An 18,421-nucleotide genomic window follows, 5' to 3' on the forward strand; every position below is an offset into this window, starting at 1 on the left:
ACTCAGTGATTAACGTGTTGGGGAATTCGCTACTTCAGAGTAACGTGTGATTTCTTCCTGCAACTGAGTCTTCAGTTGTGCTTCCGTGACTTTCTCCAGTTCCGCAGTTAGTAATCGAACATATTCTTCCTTCAAAACACGGAATTCCTCGTTCAGTTTACTCATTTGTGCTCTTGAGGAAGTAACAGCCTGATTGATTTCAGCTTGTTTTGAATCCAATTTGGCACGTTGGGCGCTAAGTGCCGGATGTGATGAAACAACAATCGGTGTTGATTCTTTTAGTGAAGTGGTTTGGGACTGCCCATAACTGAGATCAGCAAATGAACATACACAAAGCCCAATGAATAGTAACTTTTTTTTCATAGCAACTTGTTTAATTTGTTCAAAAATAAGGGAATACAATCCGTACGAATCAGCTTTAGTGGTCAAAAGAATAAAATCAGGGGTTTACCCTTAAGTGAAAAATTTGTCGAAATCAATTCATGAAACTGAATCGAAAAAAAGATGATATTCTGATGTTTTCAGATCTTACGCATGAATAGTAACCATATTTTTAAGTTAGTAATAGTATTGTACCCACCAAAAATAGCATTAAATCACTGAGTTATCAATTTGCTCATCGACAAATGACAGAAATACAGCTATGAACTAACAAATTCAAGCGCTGAACAAACATTTAATATTAAATTAATGGTTACTAAACTTATAGCACGAATTTTCCGTAAAGATCATAGTGATCCGCAGAAGTAATTTCGACCATTGCGAAATCACCGATACTCACATATCCTTCGGATTTTTTCACAAGCACCTCATTATCAACTTCCGGGGAATCGAATTCCGTGCGACCAATGAAATAATCTCCTTCGATGCGGTCGAATAGTACTTTAAATGTCTTTCCGATCTTTTCCTGGTTCAGTTCGTAGCTGATACCGGATTGAAGCTCCATGATTTCATCCGCCCGCTGGCGTTTCACTTCATCCGGAACATCATCTTCCAAAGAGTAAGCATGTGTATTTTCTTCGTGAGAATAGGTAAAGATTCCCAAGCGGTCAAAACGCATACGTTCCACGAATTCATACATTTCATCGAAATCCTCTTCTGTCTCTCCGGGATATCCGGCAATCAAAGTTGTGCGTATAGCAACTCCGGGAACCTTCTCGCGGATTGTATTCACCAAAGCTTCGGTTTTCTCTCGGGTAATTCCACGGCGCATAGACTGCAGGATTTTTGTAGATCCGTGCTGCAAGGGCATATCGAGGTACAAACACACATTCGGATGTTTCACCATTGCATCGAGCACATCCATCGGGAAACCTGCCGGGAAAGCGTAGTGCAGACGGATCCATTCGATTCCTTCAACAGCAGCCAGCTGGTCCAATAATTCCGCCAAGTTGCGCTTTTTGTAGATATCCAACCCATAGTAAGTCAAATCCTGGGCAATAAGCAGAATCTCTTTCACTCCCTGGGCAGCAAGGCTTTTCGCAGAATTTACCAACTGGTCCATCGGTGTTGAAACGTGTTTCCCTCTCATCAAAGGGATGGCACAAAACGAACAAGGCCTGTCACAGCCTTCTGCTATTTTAAAATAAGCATAATGGGATGGAGTTGTCAATAAACGTTCTCCAACCAGCTCATGCTTATAATCTGCTTTCAATGTTTTTAGCAATCTCGGCAACTCTCTCGTTCCGAAAAAAGCATCTACCTCCGGAATTTCCTGTTCCAGGTCATCTTTATAACGCTGCGCCAGGCAACCGGTCACATATACTTTGTCTACCAACCCTTCTTTTTTCGCGTCAGCATAACGCAGGATGGTTTCAATGGATTCCTGTTTCGCATTGTCAATGAATCCACAGGTATTGATGATCACGATCTCTGAATCATCCTGCTTGGCTTCATGTTCCACTTCAAACTTGTTGGCTGCTAATTGCGCCATCATCACTTCAGAGTCAAAGGTATTCTTTGCACAACCAAGCGTTATCACATTTACTTTATTCTTACGAAGTGTTTTTGTTTTCATGAAATCAACCAAAAGGGGTGCAAAGATACGACTAGTAATTCAATATTTAAAATGCAAAATTTGTCAGACCAAAAACGTAGGGGCGTCTCGGTTAAACCGAGACGCCCCTACGTTTTTTTCATTCTTTTATTTCAACGGAAGCGGTTTCGCTACAGCTTCGTCAAATTTGGTTTGTTCTTTCACAGGAACTTTGCGAAAGGTTAAGTATAACCCGATTAAAATAAAAGGTATACTTAACAACTGACCTGTATTCAACACCCAAACATCATCGCGCTGTGTTTGTCCTACTTTGATGAACTCGATCACAAAGCGCGCTGTCCAGATCAGGATCATGAACATTCCGAATAACCTTCCCGGAATCGCTTTTGCATTTGTTTTCCAGTACATTCTCATCAACACGATGAATGAGAATAAATACGTGATGGACTCATACAATTGTGCCGGATGGCGCGGAATCGGATTTCCATTAGCATCAAAGTATTCCGGGGCATTGTAAAACTTGAAACCCCATGGCAGATCTGTCGGCGTACCGATAATTTCATGATTTACCAGGTTCCCCAAGCGGATAAAACATCCTGCAATAGCAATCGGAGCTACAATCCGGTCCAAAATCCACAACATCGGCCGGTGGATGACACTTCTAGAGTACACATAAAGCATCACCAGGATCATAATAGCTGCACCATGGCTCGCTAATCCACCTTCCCAAACTCTCAAAATCGACATCGGATGGGAAAAATACCCTTCTTCGATCAATCTTCCGCTCGAATCAAACGTATCCCAATAAGGCCCGTAGAACAAAACGTGGCCCAAACGAGCACCTATGACTGTTGCCGGAACAACATACAACAATAATTTATCGAGGTACTTATCGGAGATTCCCTCAGATTTAAACATTCTTTTGATCATGTAATATCCGAAGATCATTCCTCCTACGAACAACAATCCGTATAAGTTCGGGGTAGACCATCCGTCGATAAGTTGCGAGTCTACTTTCCAGTCAATTACTAATTCCACGTGCTTGATTTTTGTCGGCCTAAGTTAGCTGTTTTATTGATTCAATTTCTGCAACAAGTGCTCTGCCCGTCCTTTTTTAAAGATTTTATTGCTGTTATCCTGTCCTTTTCTCAAGGCTTTCTGTTCTTCTAAAGGAAGATGAATGATTTCCTGGCATTCGGGAGTACAGCAGTTTTCGTATTTTTCATTGCATTTTTCACACTGAATAAACAGCAGATGACAAGCTTCGTTTGCGCAGTTTACGTGTACATCAGCCGGCTCTCCACACTGATGGCAGTTTGAAACAACATCCTCTGTAATCCGTTCTCCACGCCGTTCATCAAACACGAAATTTTTCCCTATGAAACGATTTTCAAGCCCTTTCTCCTTACATTCGTTTGCATATTTGATGATTCCACCCTCCAGCTGGTGCACGTTCTTGAATCCGCGGTGTTTGAACCAGGCAGAAGCTTTTTCACAGCGAATTCCACCGGTGCAGTACATCACAATGTTTTTATCCTCATTCCCCTTCAAATAGGTTTCTTCGATAATAGGCAGGGATTCACGGAATGTATCCACATCGGGAAGGATTGCACCTTTGAAATGACCTACTTCGTGTTCGTAATGATTTCGGAAATCGATCAGGATCGTATCCGGGTCCTGCGTCAGTTCATTGAACTCTTCTGCCTTCAAATGTTTCCCGATATTGGTAACATCGAATGTGTCATCGCTCAAACCGTCTGCTAAAATCTTATTACGCACTTTTACCTTCAGTTTCAGGAACGGGAATTCCGCACCCTCTTCCTCTACTGCAATATTCAATCGCACACCGTCCAGGAAGTCAATTGAATACAAGTCAGAACGAAAGTCATTCAACCGGTTGACGGGTACAGAAATCTGTGCATTAATTCCTTCATGGGCGACGTAAATACGGCCCACCACCTGGCAGTTATCCAATAATTGGTATAAATAATCTCTGAAAATTTGAGGATTGGCAATTTTTGCATATTTGTAGAAAGAGATCGTCACAAACTCGTGACCGGCCTCGCGCAATTTTTGCTCCAATTCCTCTTTACTAAATGTGTTCCACAGTTGCATACTATGTTTGTTTTTTGTAAAAAGTCGGTACAGCGCCTATGCCATCCTTGCTACGCCGGAGCGGCTTTGCGAAGGCTATGAGCTTCAGCGCCGGCACAAAGATATTAAGATATTAGGACTTCAGGATATTAAGACTTCAAACTTTTTTACAAAAAAATGAAAACTCTGATTTACCGAAATAAACCAGAGTTTCCAACTTTAAACCTAACCCCCTAAATCTATCCGGTTAATTAACCGGGCTAAAACACACTACTGCAGAATGAAACTGCAACTATTCAAATCACATACGAACGAAAGTTTGTTTTGGATTTCGGGGAAATAAATTTCGTTCAAAATGGTTCAAAGGTTCAAAAAGCTCAATTTTTGAACCTTCTGTGTATTGTTTTAAACTATTAAACCATTTAAACTTTTGAACTATCTTATGTTTTCCGCTTTTGCTTCTTAGCTGCCGGGAACAAAATATTATTTAGGATCAACCGGTATCCCGGTGAGTTCGGGTGCAGATTCAAATCTGTTGGCGGATCCCCTACTCTGTGTTGAAAATCTTCCGGATCGTGCCCCCCGTAAAACGTCCAGGTTCCCTGACCCAATTCGCCATGAATGTAACGAGCAGTGTTCAAAGCCTTGTTCTCTCCCATTACCAATACATTTGATTTAATCAAATCACGTCGAAAATCCGTTGTCTGTCCCATGAAACCATCAATCACATCGGTATGACATTGTGTTAGCATTGCCGGAACAACATCCCATTTAGCTGAAAAATCAAACAAAGTAAATTTATCCTGGTTTGCCGGTAAACGGTGCATCTCTGTCCCATCGATATTTGAATATTCATAAACCATCGGATCTTGTATCAGGATAAAATCCTTAAAAGCAAAGGTCATATTATAATCCAGTTCATTCTGACAATTCGGATCTCTTGGATCTCCGTCAAACATACGCTCGCAAATATCCGTTTCGTGAGCTGCAAGTGCAATATCAAAGCTGTCGGTTCCGCTGCACATGGTAAATAAAAACCCACCACCCATTACAAAATTCCGCAGGTTATTTGCCACCGCGAGTTTTAACTGGGAAACTTTCGAAAAACCTAAGTTCGCAGCATCTTTTTCCGCATCTGCAACCTGGTTAATGTACCAGGCTTCGCGGTGAAAAGAAGCATAAAACTTACCATACTGACCTGTAAAATCTTCGTGGTGCAAGTGCAGCCAGTCATACTTAGGAAGAACTCCCATCACGATAGCCGAATCATAGATCTTATCATAAGGTATTTCGGCATAATCCAGGACCATCGTCACCGCATCATCCCAGGGAAGAGAGCTATTCGGTGTGTAAACCGCTATTTTGGGAGCCTTTTCCAGTTGAACAATTTCCATATTCACTTCCGGATTGGCAATCTCCGTACGGATTGCATTTACCTGGCCATCAGCAACAATTTCATAACTCACTCCACGGATAATCAATTCCTCCTCAATAGTCTGTAAATGCGGGAATAAGAAAGATCCGCCGCGGTAGTTCAACAGCCATTCCATCACAACACCATTTTCAAGGACCCAGAAAGAAACTCCGTATGCCTTTAAATGATTGGTTTGTCTGTCATCCATCGGAACGAGGATCGAAGAAGCCGAAGCAGTTTTTACAACGATCAAAAATGCGATTGCCAGGAAAAATCTCATAATATGCTTGTGATAGACCCTAAATTTAATTCAAAAAAGAAATAACGCCGTATTTACAACATAAATTGTGAATCAACCTGTTAAAAAGGTGTTTCGTCCGGACCGTTAAAATCTTCATCCGGAACATTGTTCATATTACTTCCCAAAGTAATTGTTCTCGGTGCCTCATCAAATCCACGGTTCATAGACATTCCGGCACTCATTGAAGTCGGATTAAAATCACCGCCTCCGGAATTGTACTGATCTTCCATATTTTCGAAACGCGCATATTTCCCAACGAAACGCATCCGCACATTCTCCAAACCACCATTTCGGTGTTTTGCAATAATGATCTCACCGACACCTTCGTTGGATGAACCATCTTCAGCAGTAGTGATCCCGTAATATTCCGGTCGGTACAAGAATCCAACAATATCGGCATCCTGCTCGATCGCTCCTGATTCACGAAGATCCGAAAGCACCGGGCGTTTATCCCCTCCACGGGTTTCCACCGAACGGGAAAGCTGGGAAAGCGCAATAATCGGGACGTTCAGTTCTTTGGCAATTTCTTTGATGGAACGGGAGATCGTTGAAATTTCCTGCTCCCGGTTACCGGTTCCTTTTCCACCACCGGCCGACATCAGCTGCAAGTAATCGATAATTACCATTTGGATATCGTACTGCATTTTCAATCGGCGGCATTTTGCCCGTAAATCGAAGACGCTCAAACCGGGAGTATCATCAATGTAAATAGGTGCTTCAGCGAGTTTCGTCACACGCGTATACAGCTGCTGGAATTCATATTCCTCCAGTTTTCCTTTTCTCAGTTTCTCTGCGGAAATCATACTTTCTGCTGAGATCAAACGTTTTACCAGCTGCACGGAAGACATCTCCAGGGAGAAGATCGCCACCCCCATATTGAAATCAACAGCGGTATTTCGCGCCATGGACAATACGAATGCGGTTTTTCCCATTGCCGGACGTGCCGCAATTACAATCATATCGGAGCGCTGCCACCCGGAAGTCAATTCATCCAGCTTGCGGAAACCGGTTGGAACTCCCGAAAGTCCGTCGCTGTTTTTAGCTGCCTGTTCAATTTCCTTAATCGCTTCACTCACCACGATATTCATGGTTGAAACTGTTTTTTTCATGTTGTTTTCGGCAATCCCGAACAAAGCTCCTTCGGCCTTGGTCAGCAATTCAAAAACGTCTGTCGTTTCATCATAAGCATCCCTCAATGTCTCTGAGCACATGCGGATAACTTCCCGCTGAATGTACTTCTGAGCAATGATCCGTGCATGATACTCAATGTGTGCAACCGAACCCACCCGCTGTGTGAGGGAAGAGAGATAAACCACTCCGCCGGCAGCTTCAAGCTCACCGTTCTGCTTCAGTCTATCGGCAACTGTCAATAAGTCAATCGGATTGGAAGTTCCGAATAATTCACGGATTGCTCCATAGATGTAAGTATGCTTCGGATCATAAAAACTTTCCGCCGACAACATATCAATGGTATCGGTGACGGCGTTTTTATCCAGCATCATTGCTCCGAGAACGGCTTGTTCTACATCAATTGCCTGGGGTGGAATTTTCCCCATTTCATTTGCAAGCGGTAAAATAGTATTCTTGGTACGAGCTCCTACCCTACGGGAATTGTTCGACTGTTGTTCTTCCATTGAACAAAGATACGGAATCAAAAGCAGGCTTCAGATCGAAATCAAAATAATTAGTTACGAAAAGGTAATTAACAGGTTATAAACATCGTCTAATTTCTCAGATGAAACCAACCAAAAAAAGTCCCCTCAGTTAAACCGAAAGGACTTTCCAAATCAATAACAGGCTTCGAGACTAGAATCTGTAACCCAGTGTTAGCTGAAGCCATTGATTTTTATAGCGTGGAGCGGATGAGGAACCATCGCCATGGTTCGTTTGAAAATCCCATCCTGCTCTCGGAGACACCACAAAGTGGTTTACGTTAACGTCAAAACCGACTACTGCTCCAAGCGTGTTTCGGCGAATATCCGTGTCGAAATCACGGAATTCAGTAGCAGAAGAAGATCCTGTAGTGAAATTATCTTCCTGGCTCATTAAAAAAGAGTATTGCGGACCTGCAACGATCGAAAATGCCGGAAACGGCTTAAAAGTAAACAGGATTGGTACGTCCAAATAGTTCGTTGTACGCTTGAAGGCATATTCCTGGCCAAGGATTGAACCCGAACCCTGAAACCCTTTTTGAGAGAATAAAACCTCCGGCTGAACCCCTAAGAATTTCCCGATCGGAATGTGCAAGAAAGCACCTCCTGCAAAACCTGCTTTCCCGTTTGCCTCAAAATCATTGTCCTGTTCGTCCCAGACATTGGAGTAGTTAGCACCGGCCTTTAACCCGAATTTCAAATTCCCCCTGTAATCTTCCTGTGCATTCAAATTCGTCCCGAACAGTGAAATGCATGCTATCAGCATTGTCGTAAGCTTTTTCATGTTTCAATTTTTTAATCCGTTTGAAACACCAAAGGCCAAATCCATGCCCATACAAGGTTTGTGCACTCTTAAAAAAACTTAAACACTAACGGGGAAAAGGGATTCAAAAGGATGGTTTAAAAATAATGGCTGTGCCAAAAAGGAATATTAGTTTCATTTTGAAAAAGAGGGTTTTCATTTTGGAAATCACATCTGGATTTAACCACATAGGCCACATAGAACACATAGATATTTTTGAAGTGTTTATCATAGTGGAACATAATCCACATAAAACTATGTGCATTATGTTCCTATGTTGTTTTATTACAATGCTAATTCCAATCCAACCGGGCAATGGTCAGACCCCATAATCTCATTATGAATAGTTGCTGCTTTCAAACTTGGAACAAATGCTTCGGAGACTAAGAAATAATCAATCCGCCAGCCCACGTTCTTCTCTCTTGCACCGCCGCGGTAGCTCCACCAGCTATATTTGATCTCATCCCCGTTCAATACACGCCAGGAATCAACCAGTCCGCTCCCTACAAAAGCATCCATTCCGTCAATTTCTTCCTGCATGAATCCGGCTGATTTATTGTAATTCGCTTTCGGGCGTGCCAGATCAATTGCTTTGTGAGCCACGTTGAAATCTCCGCAAACAATAACCGGCTTTTTCGCTTCCAGGTTTTTCAGATATTTTAGAAAATCTGCATCCCATGCCTGGCGGTAAGGCAAGCGCAGCAATTCACTTCCCGAATTCGGTACGTAAACGGTGATCAGGTAAAATTGATCGTATTCCGCACATATCACGCGCCCTTCTTCATCATGCTCGGCAACTCCCATGTCGTAAACCACCGAGATCGGTTCCATCTTTGAAATAATTGCCGTTCCGGAATATCCTTTTCTTCCCGCCTCATTGGCATACACAAACGGATAACCCAAAGGCTTTACCGTTTCCAATACTTGTTCTACAGTAGCTTTTGTTTCCTGCAGACAAATAACATCCGCATTCACCTGCTGCATATCGGTGATAAATGACTTTCCGGCTATTGCACGGATTCCGTTGACATTAAAAGAGAGAAGTTTCATTACTAAAAGAAGTTTACAGTTAAATCTAAGGATGCTTTCGACTACACTCAATCACTTTAGCGATTGTTCGGACAAACTTTGAGGTAGTAAAAATAGAATTTTGTTGATTGATTTTCGATGAAAACTAAAAAAACATCACATGATTCTTTTCGAGGCATTGTCCGATCCTAAATTGCCATTATTTTTACAGTATGAAAGGATTTGATCAGCAAACACTTCACGATTTAGAATTCAATCAAATCAGGGAATGGCTCGCTGCGTTCAGTATTGGAGCAACCGCTCAAAAAAGATTGGAAGACCTGTCGCCGAATAATGATTTCGATGCGATCGAATTTGAACTGCTCCGATTGAACGAATTCAAACGCATTCGTGTGGAAGGAGAATCTTTCCCTGCACTTGACTTCGAAGAATTGCTGGCTGAGATTAAGTTACTTCCTATTCACAATGCCGTACTTCAGCAGGAAGGCTTTGTGCGCATTACACGTGCTTCCGAACTGGTGAACCACATGCTGCATTTCTTCGACAAGCGTTCGCAGGATTTTCCGAACCTGTTTGCATTGCTGAAAAACGTCTATTTTACCCGGGAATTAATCGAAGCCATTGAAAAAGTATTTGACCGCAGAGGCCAGATCAAAGACGATGCTTCTCCGGAATTATACGCAATCCGACAACAAATTACCAAACTCCGCAACCAGATTAACCGCAATTTCGACAAAGAAATGCGCCGTTACCTGAAAGAAGGATTACTCGGCGATACGAAAGAAGCCTTCATCAATGAACGACGAGTTTTAACCGTGCAATCCAGTCACAAACGCAAGATCGGCGGAATGGTAGTCGGTTCGTCCAAAACCGGAAGTTTGACCTTCATTGAACCGGCGATCAATATTCCTTTGAATAACGAACTGGAAATGTCCCTGGACGATGAACGGAAGGAAATTTTCCGCATCCTGCAGGAGTTAACCCGGGAAATTGCACATCACCTGCCATTGATTGAGGCTTACCAGGAATTATTGGTGGAATTCGATTTCATCAATGCAAAAACCAAACTCGCACTTGACCTGGATGCAAACCTGCCGGGAATCGTACGAAATACCCGGATAGAATTAATCGACGCCTACCACCCGATTCTTTGGAAAACCAATAAAGCACTTGGAAAAGTAACGCTTCCGCAGAGCCTGATCCTGGATGCTAACAGCAGAATACTCGTTATTTCAGGTCCGAATGCGGGAGGTAAATCCATTACACTGAAAACAATCGGATTGTTGCAGATTATGCTGCAGGCCGGGTTGTTAATCCCTGTTCATGAGAACAGTAAATTCTGTTTCTTCCAACAAGTGCTGACTGATATTGGAGACAATCAATCCATTGAAAACGAATTGAGTACATATTCCTACCGGTTGAAGCGCATGAAATTCTTCCTGAAGGTTTCCAACCGAAGAACGTTATTATTGTTGGACGAATTCGGAACGGGATCCGACCCGGAACTCGGCGGAGCATTAGCTGAAGTATTTTTCGAGGAATTATACAAACGGAAATCTTATGGAGTAATTACCACACATTACGCCAATATCAAGCTGAAAGCTGACCGGCTGCCGAATGCGGTAAACGGATGCATGCTTTTCAATACAGAGACATTGGAACCCTTGTACCGCTTCTCCATGGGACAACCCGGAAGTTCTTTCACTTTTGAAGTTGCTCAAATGAACGGAATCCCAATGGATTTGATTGAACAAGCCAAAGGCAAACTGGACCAGAACCGCGTGAAGATGGACCATTTGCTCAATGAGCTCAACAAAGAAAAAATGTACTTGCAGCGTTTGAACAAGGAACACATCGAGGCACAGGAACTTGCAAATAATGCCCGCATGGAATTCATTGAAAAGAAAGAGCGGATCGATGAACGCCTGCGCAATCAACAGGAATTAGCGGAGAAAAACAACCTGTTCATTAATTCGGGTAAGAAAATGAAATCCTTCATTGACCGTTATCAGACACGTACCCGGAAGAAAGACGCCAACAATCCGTTGATGGAGGACGTGCGCAAATACCTCATGGTAGAGAAGTCCAAAATTGAGGAAGCAAAACGAAAAGTGGAATTAATAAAAGCGCAGGCCAAACCACAAAAACCGGTTGCTAAAAAACGCAAAACACAAAAACAGGAAGAAGACACTTATCAAAGGGATAAAATTGTAGTCGGCTCAACAGTGAAAATGATCGAAACCAAACAAAGCGGTACCGTCGAAGAAATCAAAGGACACATTTTAACGGTTGCTTTCGGGTTTATGCGCTTAAAAGTAGAACGGGAAAAATTAATGTGGATCAAATAATGTTCAAAAGTTAAAACGGTTCAAACGATCAATTTTTGATTAAAGTTCTAATCTTTGAACTCTTTTGAACTCTTTTGAACTCTTTTGAACTCTTTTGAACTCTTTTGAACTCTATAAAAAATAACTATGCCAGCTAAAAATCAATACTACTTAGGACAATCAAGCATTCTAAACAGTTTACTTTTCCTGGAACGATTTGCTTTTTACGGACTGCAAACCTTTGCCTACAGCTACCTCATCAGCGAGTCCATGAATTTATATGGTGATGATGCTAATGAGCTATTGCTCACATTTGCTTCTGCATTATTGTTTGCGCGTATTTTCGGCGGATTGATCGTAGACTTTTTACTCGGTCCCAAAATCGCGATTATTGTTAGTTGTGCACTCCAGATTTTCGGAATTCTGCTGTTTATGAAGGAAACGCTTGGAATGTTCTATTTGGGAATGTTTGTCTTCATTGTAGGGCAATGCATTTTCTCACCGGCCATCTTAAAATCGATAGGAACGGTTTATTCCGATCGGAAACAGAAAATGGACGGAGCAATGACCCTGAGTATTTTCGCTATTAATCTCGGGTCCTTTCTTGCACCAAGAGCATTCCGCTACCTGGAATTAGCCGAAACCTTCAAAAGCGGGTTCACAACCTGTATTATCTGCTTCCTGATTATTATCGGACTGTGTTTCCTGATCAAAAAACCACAGGAACCAGCTGATGAAATCCGCGCAAACCAGGAATTTGGAAGCCGTATCAACGAGGTCATTTTCCTTTCCATTTTAGGCCTGTTCGTTTACTGGCTGTTCGAAACACTTTTGAACCGTACCATGCAGAATTTTAATTACAGCGGATTCAGATCTTCCGACAACAGTTTATTTATCAGCATGATACCGACCCTCATTCCACTGATTGGCTACCTGATCTTCGGAATTGTATGGAACCGTTTCAAGTTCTCTCCGCTTTTAAAGATCAGTATCGGGTTCGGAGCTGCTACTATTTCCATTCTCGCGGCAATCATTACTATGTCGAATAGTCAAACCGATGATCCCAAGTTCATGACCGCTTTTCTGTGTTTGAATTTTATCGGAGAAATTTTAATCGTGCCGATCTTCTTAAGCCTCATCCTTCAATATGCTCCCAAGAAATTGATGGGCACTTATTCGGGAGCAGCATTGGCTATGTACGGTTTTCTTTCCATGTTTATCGGGAATAAGATTTACGAGGCAATTGGTGATGGAAATTACGCGATAACAACTATCGTTGCAGGAGTTGGCTTCTTCTTCAGTGCCCTCACAATGCTCATTTTCTTTCTGCTTAGCCGTAGAAACGATGTTGCACACGCTCATTTGGATGAATTCTAAGGAAGGTTTAAATAATTGAAAATGGACAATTGAAAAGTGAAAAGTTGTTTAGATGAAATTATTTGAACATTTGAACATTTGAACATTTGAACATTTGAACATTTGAACATTTGAACATTTGATTTACTAAAAAAATAAAACCCCGTCTTGAAAGAGATCGTGCCAATTTATTTCAAGACAGGGCATTTATTATATACTGAAAGGTTTTAACCCTATCAATCATATGAAACTTTACACTATAAAAGTGTACATGTTTTCACAATAGAACCATCCGTTTCGTAACCATCACAGGTTTTTTTCGCGTCATCCAACGATGAATTCTTAATGGTCTTGTGCTCTGTGACAGTTGTACTACCTGTATTTTGGTACGTACACTCACAATCATAATCCTTCTTACACGATGCCAGGCCCAACAATGCCATTGCTGAAACTCCCAAAACTAACTTTTTCATAATTTCTGTTTTTAGTTTCTAATTCCTAATTAAGATAACTCGAATAGAAAGGCGAAAAAATCAACGTTTGTTAAAAAAGAATCGGGATGATTCAAAAAAAGATCAAAAACAGACATCTAAAAACAGCACTATTCCCCTAAACGCAAGTGAATCCCGGCCAATGAACTAAAAACTGTTTTCCTCACATTTACCGGCGGCGCACTGTCATAATAGATGTTAAATTCAAAACGCATGTCTAACCTTTTGGTGATCGCCTGGCCGATTGTGTACTGTCCGGAGAAGCGAAAATCATTAAACCGGTCCCATCTTGGCTGGTAATAAGTGGTAGCTGAAAAGCTGAACCCTGTTTTGGTACGAATAAACCAACTCAGGTAATTACTCCAGCGCATATTGTCATTAATAACACCATCTTCCGTTAACTCTTCATATTCCCAGAAAGCAGAGGTTCCTACAAAAAAGCGTACGTTGTTCGTATCGATAAACTTCCAGCGCGGACCGGTCCCTATCAAATACCTGATGCGCTGGTTCAACAGCTGGTTGTATTGAATCTGCGTATAAGCTTCCCATTTCCACGGGCTGTTTTTAATCCGCCTCGCATACCGGAAGTGGGCCATCCCGGAATTGGCATAGGTTGTTTTATTAGACGCCGCATAATTCAGGTCAGTGATTACCAGGTAATGATTTTTACGGTTTTTGTATTGCACCCTTGGGCGGAAATTCCCCGAATACAAGATATCCGGTGAGTTTTGAGTTACGGAAAACCCTGCATCCAATGCACCGCTCCAGCCTGAAGTATCTTCATAAATACGCCGGTTCTCAATATTTACAATTTGCGCGTGTAATCGATAAATACCCCCTGCCAATAAACAAAATAAAACAATGAATCTCATTATTTAGGAGCAACGCGATACATAAATATAGCCAGGACACCAAAGATAATATTCGGGAGCCATACCGCTACAACCGGAGGAAAACCAACCGTTGTAGCCGCAACTGTTGTCACTTTCATGGCGAAAATATAGATGAATACAAACAGCAAACCGATTGCAATATTCACACCGATACCGCCGCGTTTCTTCCTGCTCGAAACACTCACCCCGATCAAAGTCAGGACATAAGTTGCGCAGGGATAACTGGTACGCTGGTAAAGTTCTATTTCGAAACTCGGTGTATTGGCATTTCCCTTCTCCCGTTCCTTTTTAATAAATGCCTTTAATTCGGTATAAGTCATCGCTTCGGCAATATTATCCCGGATAGCCATGTCTTCGATCTTATAAGGCAGAATTGTATCCTTATTGTGTTTTTCGATCAGGTCCATTTTTTGATTCACCACCTGATCTTTAAACGGGAGTGTATCATTAAAGCTGATCACCCGCTCGAACACATCAACCAAATGCCAGTTTGATGAATCAGGTGCAACAGTTGCCGTTCGCGCTTTTAAAAAGTGAACCAGGCGGTTGTGCTTATCGTATTTTTCAATGACAAAATCATTGATGATATTCTCATGAGAATTATAACTCGCATAATGAACCAACTCATTTCCAGGAAATTCCGCATGGTAATTTTCCACCAATAAACGGTCGCGGTAAAATGATTCCTCAAAGTCAAGCCGGACCCGATTCGCTCTTGGAAGCACAAAGTGGTTCAACACCAAAGACATCAGCATCAGGATTGTTGCCGCGATCATATACGGACGGAGAATCCGGGTAAAAGGTCTTCCGCTGTTGAGCATCGGGATAATTTCCGCTTCCTGCGCCATTTTCGCTGTAAACCAGATCACAGAAATGAAAACGATCATGGACGAGAATGTATTTCCGTAGTAAAGCAGGAAATTGAAATAGTAATCAAAAATAATTGCCTTTAAAGGCGCCTGGTTGCTGATAAACTCAGATAAACGCTCGGCAACATCGAAAACCATGGCCAAAAGCATAATAATCCCCAACATAAAAAAGAATGTTGTGAGAAACTTCCGAATGATATAGCGATCTAAGATCTTGAGCATTTAAATCCTTCTTCCCAGTTTTTTAACTTGTTCGTCCTTCCAGACCCTGAAAGTCCCATCCAGAATTCTTCTGCGGGCTTCCTTAACCAACGCCAAATAAAAGGCTAAATTGTGAATTGTCGCAATTTGAATGGCCAAATTTTCCTTTGCTTTGATCAAATGGTGCAAATAGGCTTTTGTGTAAACCTGGTCCACATAAGCCGTACCATTCGGGTCCAGCGGAGAAAAATCCATTTTCCACTTGTGATTTTTGATATTGATCGTTCCTTCGGAAGTAAACAACATTCCGTGGCGTGCATTGCGTGAAGGCATCACACAATCAAACATATCTACGCCCATCGCAATGGATTCCAGAATATTTACAGGTGTCCCTACTCCCATCAAATAACGCGGCTTGTCCGTCGGGAGAATGGAGCAGACCAAATCGGTCATGCTGTACATATCTTCATCCGGTTCCCCCACGGATAATCCTCCGATGGCATTTCCAACAGCACCTTGTTCTGCGATAAATTCTGCAGATTCCTTCCTCAAATCCGGGTAAACACTTCCCTGTACAATCGGGAATAAAGCCTGGGAATAACCGTATTTCGGCTCTGTCGAATCCATTTGGGTTATACAACGTTTCAACCAGCGGTGAGTCATGTGCATTGATCTTTTCGCATAATTGTAGTCGCAGGGATATGGTGTACACTCATCAAAAGCCATAATGATATCTGCCCCGATTGTGCGCTGGATATCGATCGCTCTTTCCGGCGAAAAGAAATGATAGCTTCCGTCGTGATGTGATTGAAAACGAACACCTTCTTCGGTAATTTTACGGCTTGTAGCCAACGAATACACCTGGTAGCCGCCACTATCTGTTAAGATCGGTCTTTCCCAGCCAATGAACTGATGTAATCCTCCTGCCCCTTCAATGACTTCCAGTCCCGGACGCAGGTATAAATGAAAAGTATTCCCCAAAATAATCTGGGCTTCCACATCGTCCCGCAATTCCTGTTGATGAACGCCTTTTACTGTACCCTGAGTCCCAACAGGCATAAAGATCGGAGTTTCAATGGTTCCGTGATCCGTGTGGACCAATCCGGCTCTTGCTTTCGAATGTGGGTCGGTATGCTTCAGTTCAAAGTGCATAATTGTGTTGAAAAATAAACGCTGCAAAGATAAGGGGATTTCGGAAAGAGCCCCATCTTTGTATGCGAAGAAGAGACTTTAATGAAAATTATCCCCGAACTACAGGAACCAGGCGTATTTTATATCTTTTGGATTTTTGCAGGATTACTGCTTATTCAATTGCTTTATTCCATTTTCTTCTTCGGGAGACTGGCTTTTTGGAAAGGTAAGCCTGCCCAATCCAATTTGCCTCCGGTATCGATCGTGATTGCTGCACGCAATGAATCAGATAATTTATATGAGAACCTTCCCAAAATCCTGGAACAGGATTACCCGGCTCCGTTTGAAGTGGTTGTGATTAACAATCAATCCCTGGACGATTCGAGGTATTTACTGGATGCGCTGAGCCGGCAATACCCGAACCTCGTTGTAATGGAAGTGGAAAGAAGCAGACATTTGACACCCAGTAAAAAATTCCCCTTGACTTTAGGGATCAAAAAAGCGCAATACGAGCACCTGGTACTAACGGACGCGGATTGCACTCCCGCAAGCGAATTCTGGCTGCGAAAAATGGCGGAACGTTTCAATGAGAAGAAACAGATCGTTTTAGGCTATGGCCCATACCGGAAGAAAAAAGGATTCCTGAATAAAATCATACGTTTTGACACTACTATGATTGCAGTGAATTACTTTTCCATGGCAATTAACAAAATCCCTTATATGGGAGTTGGCCGGAATATGGCTTACACAAAAGAAGTTTTCAAATCCACCAACGGGTTTAAGTCGCATTATTCCCTGATGTCGGGTGATGACGACCTGTTCATACAAGAAGCTGCAAGGAAAAGCAATTATACCATTCAATTGGATCCGGATTCTTTCCAATACAGCGAAGCGAAAGAAGACTGGGAATCGTTCGTACTTCAAAAATCGCGGCACTACACCACCTCTCCTCGATACAAGGTTTTCAAAAAAGCAATGTTAGGAATATATCCTGCCACGCTGATTTTGATGCTGATATCTTTCGTTCTTTTGATTTTACAAAGTGGATGGTGGATACATGCTTTAGCAGGTTTTGGTTTTGTAACAGCAATAAAATGGTGGCTTTTGGGACTTTGTTTTAAAAAGTTGAAAGCCCCGGGATTTATTGCGCTACTGCCTATTACGGACTTGGTATATGTTTTGATACTTCCATTTTTTTATTATTCAGCATTGCAAAAAAACTCTTCGAAATGGAAGTAGATCACTTATCGGACAAGGCACGCATAGACCTGGTTTTGGTAGACCAGGCAAGAAACGGCGACCAGGCTGCATATGCGCAATTGATGGACCGATACCGCGAATCTATTTATTTCATGATGATGAAGATGGTCCGCAACTCAGACGATGCTGACGATTTAACGATCGAAGCTTTCGGAAAAGCCTTCAGCAGGCTCGACCAATATTCTCCGAGTTTTGCTTTTTCTACCTGGCTTTTCAAAATCGCTTCCAATAACTGTATCGACTTTATTCGTAAAAAACGTATCAAGCTGACATCTATGGATACCGGCTATACGAATGAAGACGGAGAAGCAGTGGGTATCGACGCAAAATCAGATACTCGGGACCCGGAGGAACACATCATTCACAACCAAAAAGTGAAGCACATGCGTCAGTTGGTTAGTAAACTGAAGCCGCGCTACCGGGAGCTGATCGAAAAACGCTACTTTGAAGAATTGAGCTACGAAGAAATTGCCGAAGAATTAAATCTCCCATTAGGAACCGTAAAAGCCCAATTATTCCGGGCACGTGACTTCCTGGCTCAAATGATGGAGCAGACAAAAGACGCTATTTAAATAAATGATTTAGTATAAAACACGTAGGGCTGC

The 18,421-nt window shown here is 42.2% G+C and carries 16 protein-coding genes; 4 read left to right on the forward strand and 12 right to left on the reverse strand.

Annotated features, from left to right (window positions below):
- Positions 1–9: 9 nt before the first annotated feature.
- The 8 genes from QZT69_RS17445 to QZT69_RS17480 all read right to left on the reverse strand — a co-directional run bounded on the left by QZT69_RS17445 (position 10) and on the right by QZT69_RS17480 (position 9,309).
- Positions 10–363: a hypothetical protein gene (locus QZT69_RS17445; RefSeq protein WP_294678836.1), complete on the reverse strand. Its 354-nt coding sequence runs from the start codon at positions 361–363 to the stop codon at positions 10–12.
- Between the two features lie 340 nt (positions 364–703).
- A complete protein-coding gene (gene rimO, locus QZT69_RS17450) occupies positions 704–2,017 on the reverse strand; it encodes a 30S ribosomal protein S12 methylthiotransferase RimO (RefSeq protein ID WP_294678845.1) in 1,314 nt (437 codons plus the stop codon).
- 126 nt (positions 2,018–2,143) lie between these two features.
- Complete coding sequence (lgt, locus tag QZT69_RS17455; RefSeq protein WP_294678863.1) at positions 2,144–3,034, reverse strand: prolipoprotein diacylglyceryl transferase; 891 nt, start codon at positions 3,032–3,034, stop codon at positions 2,144–2,146.
- Positions 3,035–3,067: 33 nt separating this feature from the next.
- The gene (locus tag QZT69_RS17460) at positions 3,068–4,111 is read right to left on the reverse strand and encodes a rhodanese-related sulfurtransferase (RefSeq protein ID WP_294678869.1); all 1,044 of its coding nucleotides are present in this window, start codon (positions 4,109–4,111) and stop codon (positions 3,068–3,070) included.
- Positions 4,112–4,530: 419 nt separating this feature from the next.
- The gene (locus QZT69_RS17465; RefSeq protein ID WP_294678877.1) at positions 4,531–5,784 is read right to left on the reverse strand and encodes an asparagine synthetase B; all 1,254 of its coding nucleotides are present in this window, start codon (positions 5,782–5,784) and stop codon (positions 4,531–4,533) included.
- Between the two features lie 80 nt (positions 5,785–5,864).
- Positions 5,865–7,439, reverse strand: coding sequence for a replicative DNA helicase (dnaB, locus tag QZT69_RS17470; protein ID WP_294678884.1), 1,575 nt, complete (start codon positions 7,437–7,439; stop codon positions 5,865–5,867).
- 172 nt (positions 7,440–7,611) lie between these two features.
- The gene (locus QZT69_RS17475; protein ID WP_294678899.1) at positions 7,612–8,241 is read right to left on the reverse strand and encodes a porin family protein; all 630 of its coding nucleotides are present in this window, start codon (positions 8,239–8,241) and stop codon (positions 7,612–7,614) included.
- Between the two features lie 303 nt (positions 8,242–8,544).
- Positions 8,545–9,309: an exodeoxyribonuclease III gene (locus QZT69_RS17480; protein ID WP_294678918.1), complete on the reverse strand. Its 765-nt coding sequence runs from the start codon at positions 9,307–9,309 to the stop codon at positions 8,545–8,547.
- Positions 9,310–9,500: 191 nt separating this feature from the next.
- On the opposite strand from QZT69_RS17480, the gene QZT69_RS17485 reads away from it, so the two are divergent.
- A complete protein-coding gene (locus tag QZT69_RS17485) occupies positions 9,501–11,636 on the forward strand; it encodes a DNA mismatch repair protein MutS (protein ID WP_294678920.1) in 2,136 nt (711 codons plus the stop codon).
- A 126-nt stretch (positions 11,637–11,762) separates the two neighbouring features.
- Positions 11,763–12,992, forward strand: a complete 1,230-nt coding sequence (locus tag QZT69_RS17490; RefSeq protein ID WP_294678922.1) for an MFS transporter — start codon at positions 11,763–11,765, stop codon at positions 12,990–12,992.
- Between the two features lie 236 nt (positions 12,993–13,228).
- Here the strand turns inward: QZT69_RS17490 and QZT69_RS17495 are convergent, their stop codons facing one another.
- From QZT69_RS17495 to tgt, 4 genes are all read right to left on the reverse strand, one after another.
- Positions 13,229–13,444: a hypothetical protein gene (locus QZT69_RS17495; protein WP_294678924.1), complete on the reverse strand. Its 216-nt coding sequence runs from the start codon at positions 13,442–13,444 to the stop codon at positions 13,229–13,231.
- 128 nt (positions 13,445–13,572) lie between these two features.
- Positions 13,573–14,334, reverse strand: a complete 762-nt coding sequence (locus QZT69_RS17500; RefSeq protein ID WP_294678926.1) for a DUF481 domain-containing protein — start codon at positions 14,332–14,334, stop codon at positions 13,573–13,575.
- A complete protein-coding gene (locus QZT69_RS17505; protein WP_294678932.1) occupies positions 14,334–15,446 on the reverse strand; it encodes an LptF/LptG family permease in 1,113 nt (370 codons plus the stop codon). Before QZT69_RS17505 ends, QZT69_RS17500 begins: the two co-directional genes overlap by 1 nt.
- Positions 15,447–16,577 carry a tRNA guanosine(34) transglycosylase Tgt gene (tgt, locus tag QZT69_RS17510; RefSeq protein WP_294678937.1) on the reverse strand — a complete coding sequence of 377 codons (1,131 nt, stop codon included), beginning with the start codon at positions 16,575–16,577 and terminating at the stop codon, positions 15,447–15,449.
- An 81-nt stretch (positions 16,578–16,658) separates the two neighbouring features.
- Here tgt and QZT69_RS17515 point away from each other — a divergent pair, with 81 nt between their 5' ends.
- Both QZT69_RS17515 and QZT69_RS17520 read left to right on the forward strand, forming a co-directional pair.
- Positions 16,659–17,795, forward strand: coding sequence for a glycosyltransferase (locus QZT69_RS17515; RefSeq protein ID WP_294678943.1), 1,137 nt, complete (start codon positions 16,659–16,661; stop codon positions 17,793–17,795).
- Positions 17,786–18,388 carry a sigma-70 family RNA polymerase sigma factor gene (locus tag QZT69_RS17520; RefSeq protein WP_294678950.1) on the forward strand — a complete coding sequence of 201 codons (603 nt, stop codon included), beginning with the start codon at positions 17,786–17,788 and terminating at the stop codon, positions 18,386–18,388. The genes QZT69_RS17515 and QZT69_RS17520 overlap by 10 nt, the downstream gene beginning before the upstream one ends.
- Positions 18,389–18,421: the final 33 nt, after the last annotated feature.

This window comes from uncultured Fluviicola sp. (assembly GCF_902168135.1).
In the GTDB taxonomy this organism is placed as follows: Bacteria; Bacteroidota; Bacteroidia; order Flavobacteriales_D; family Crocinitomicaceae; genus Fluviicola.

What these genes read in the sequence shown, in the direction of transcription:
- QZT69_RS17500 (WP_294678926.1), bottom strand. Translation starts at nt 14,334, where the DNA reads ATGAGATTCATTGTTTTATTTTGTTTATTGGCAGGGGGTATTTATCGA.
- QZT69_RS17445 (WP_294678836.1), bottom strand. Translation starts at nt 363, where the DNA reads ATGAAAAAAAAGTTACTATTCATTGGGCTTTGTGTATGTTCATTTGCT.
- QZT69_RS17505 (WP_294678932.1), bottom strand. Translation starts at nt 15,446, where the DNA reads ATGCTCAAGATCTTAGATCGCTATATCATTCGGAAGTTTCTCACAACA.
- QZT69_RS17465 (WP_294678877.1), bottom strand. Translation starts at nt 5,784, where the DNA reads ATGAGATTTTTCCTGGCAATCGCATTTTTGATCGTTGTAAAAACTGCT.
- QZT69_RS17495 (WP_294678924.1), bottom strand. Translation starts at nt 13,444, where the DNA reads ATGAAAAAGTTAGTTTTGGGAGTTTCAGCAATGGCATTGTTGGGCCTG.
- rimO (WP_294678845.1), bottom strand. Translation starts at nt 2,017, where the DNA reads ATGAAAACAAAAACACTTCGTAAGAATAAAGTAAATGTGATAACGCTT.
- QZT69_RS17515 (WP_294678943.1), top strand. Translation starts at nt 16,659, where the DNA reads ATGAAAATTATCCCCGAACTACAGGAACCAGGCGTATTTTATATCTTT.
- QZT69_RS17475 (WP_294678899.1), bottom strand. Translation starts at nt 8,241, where the DNA reads ATGAAAAAGCTTACGACAATGCTGATAGCATGCATTTCACTGTTCGGG.
- QZT69_RS17480 (WP_294678918.1), bottom strand. Translation starts at nt 9,309, where the DNA reads ATGAAACTTCTCTCTTTTAATGTCAACGGAATCCGTGCAATAGCCGGA.
- QZT69_RS17460 (WP_294678869.1), bottom strand. Translation starts at nt 4,111, where the DNA reads ATGCAACTGTGGAACACATTTAGTAAAGAGGAATTGGAGCAAAAATTG.
- QZT69_RS17485 (WP_294678920.1), top strand. Translation starts at nt 9,501, where the DNA reads ATGAAAGGATTTGATCAGCAAACACTTCACGATTTAGAATTCAATCAA.
- QZT69_RS17490 (WP_294678922.1), top strand. Translation starts at nt 11,763, where the DNA reads ATGCCAGCTAAAAATCAATACTACTTAGGACAATCAAGCATTCTAAAC.
- QZT69_RS17520 (WP_294678950.1), top strand. Translation starts at nt 17,786, where the DNA reads ATGGAAGTAGATCACTTATCGGACAAGGCACGCATAGACCTGGTTTTG.
- dnaB (WP_294678884.1), bottom strand. Translation starts at nt 7,439, where the DNA reads ATGGAAGAACAACAGTCGAACAATTCCCGTAGGGTAGGAGCTCGTACC.
- tgt (WP_294678937.1), bottom strand. Translation starts at nt 16,577, where the DNA reads ATGCACTTTGAACTGAAGCATACCGACCCACATTCGAAAGCAAGAGCC.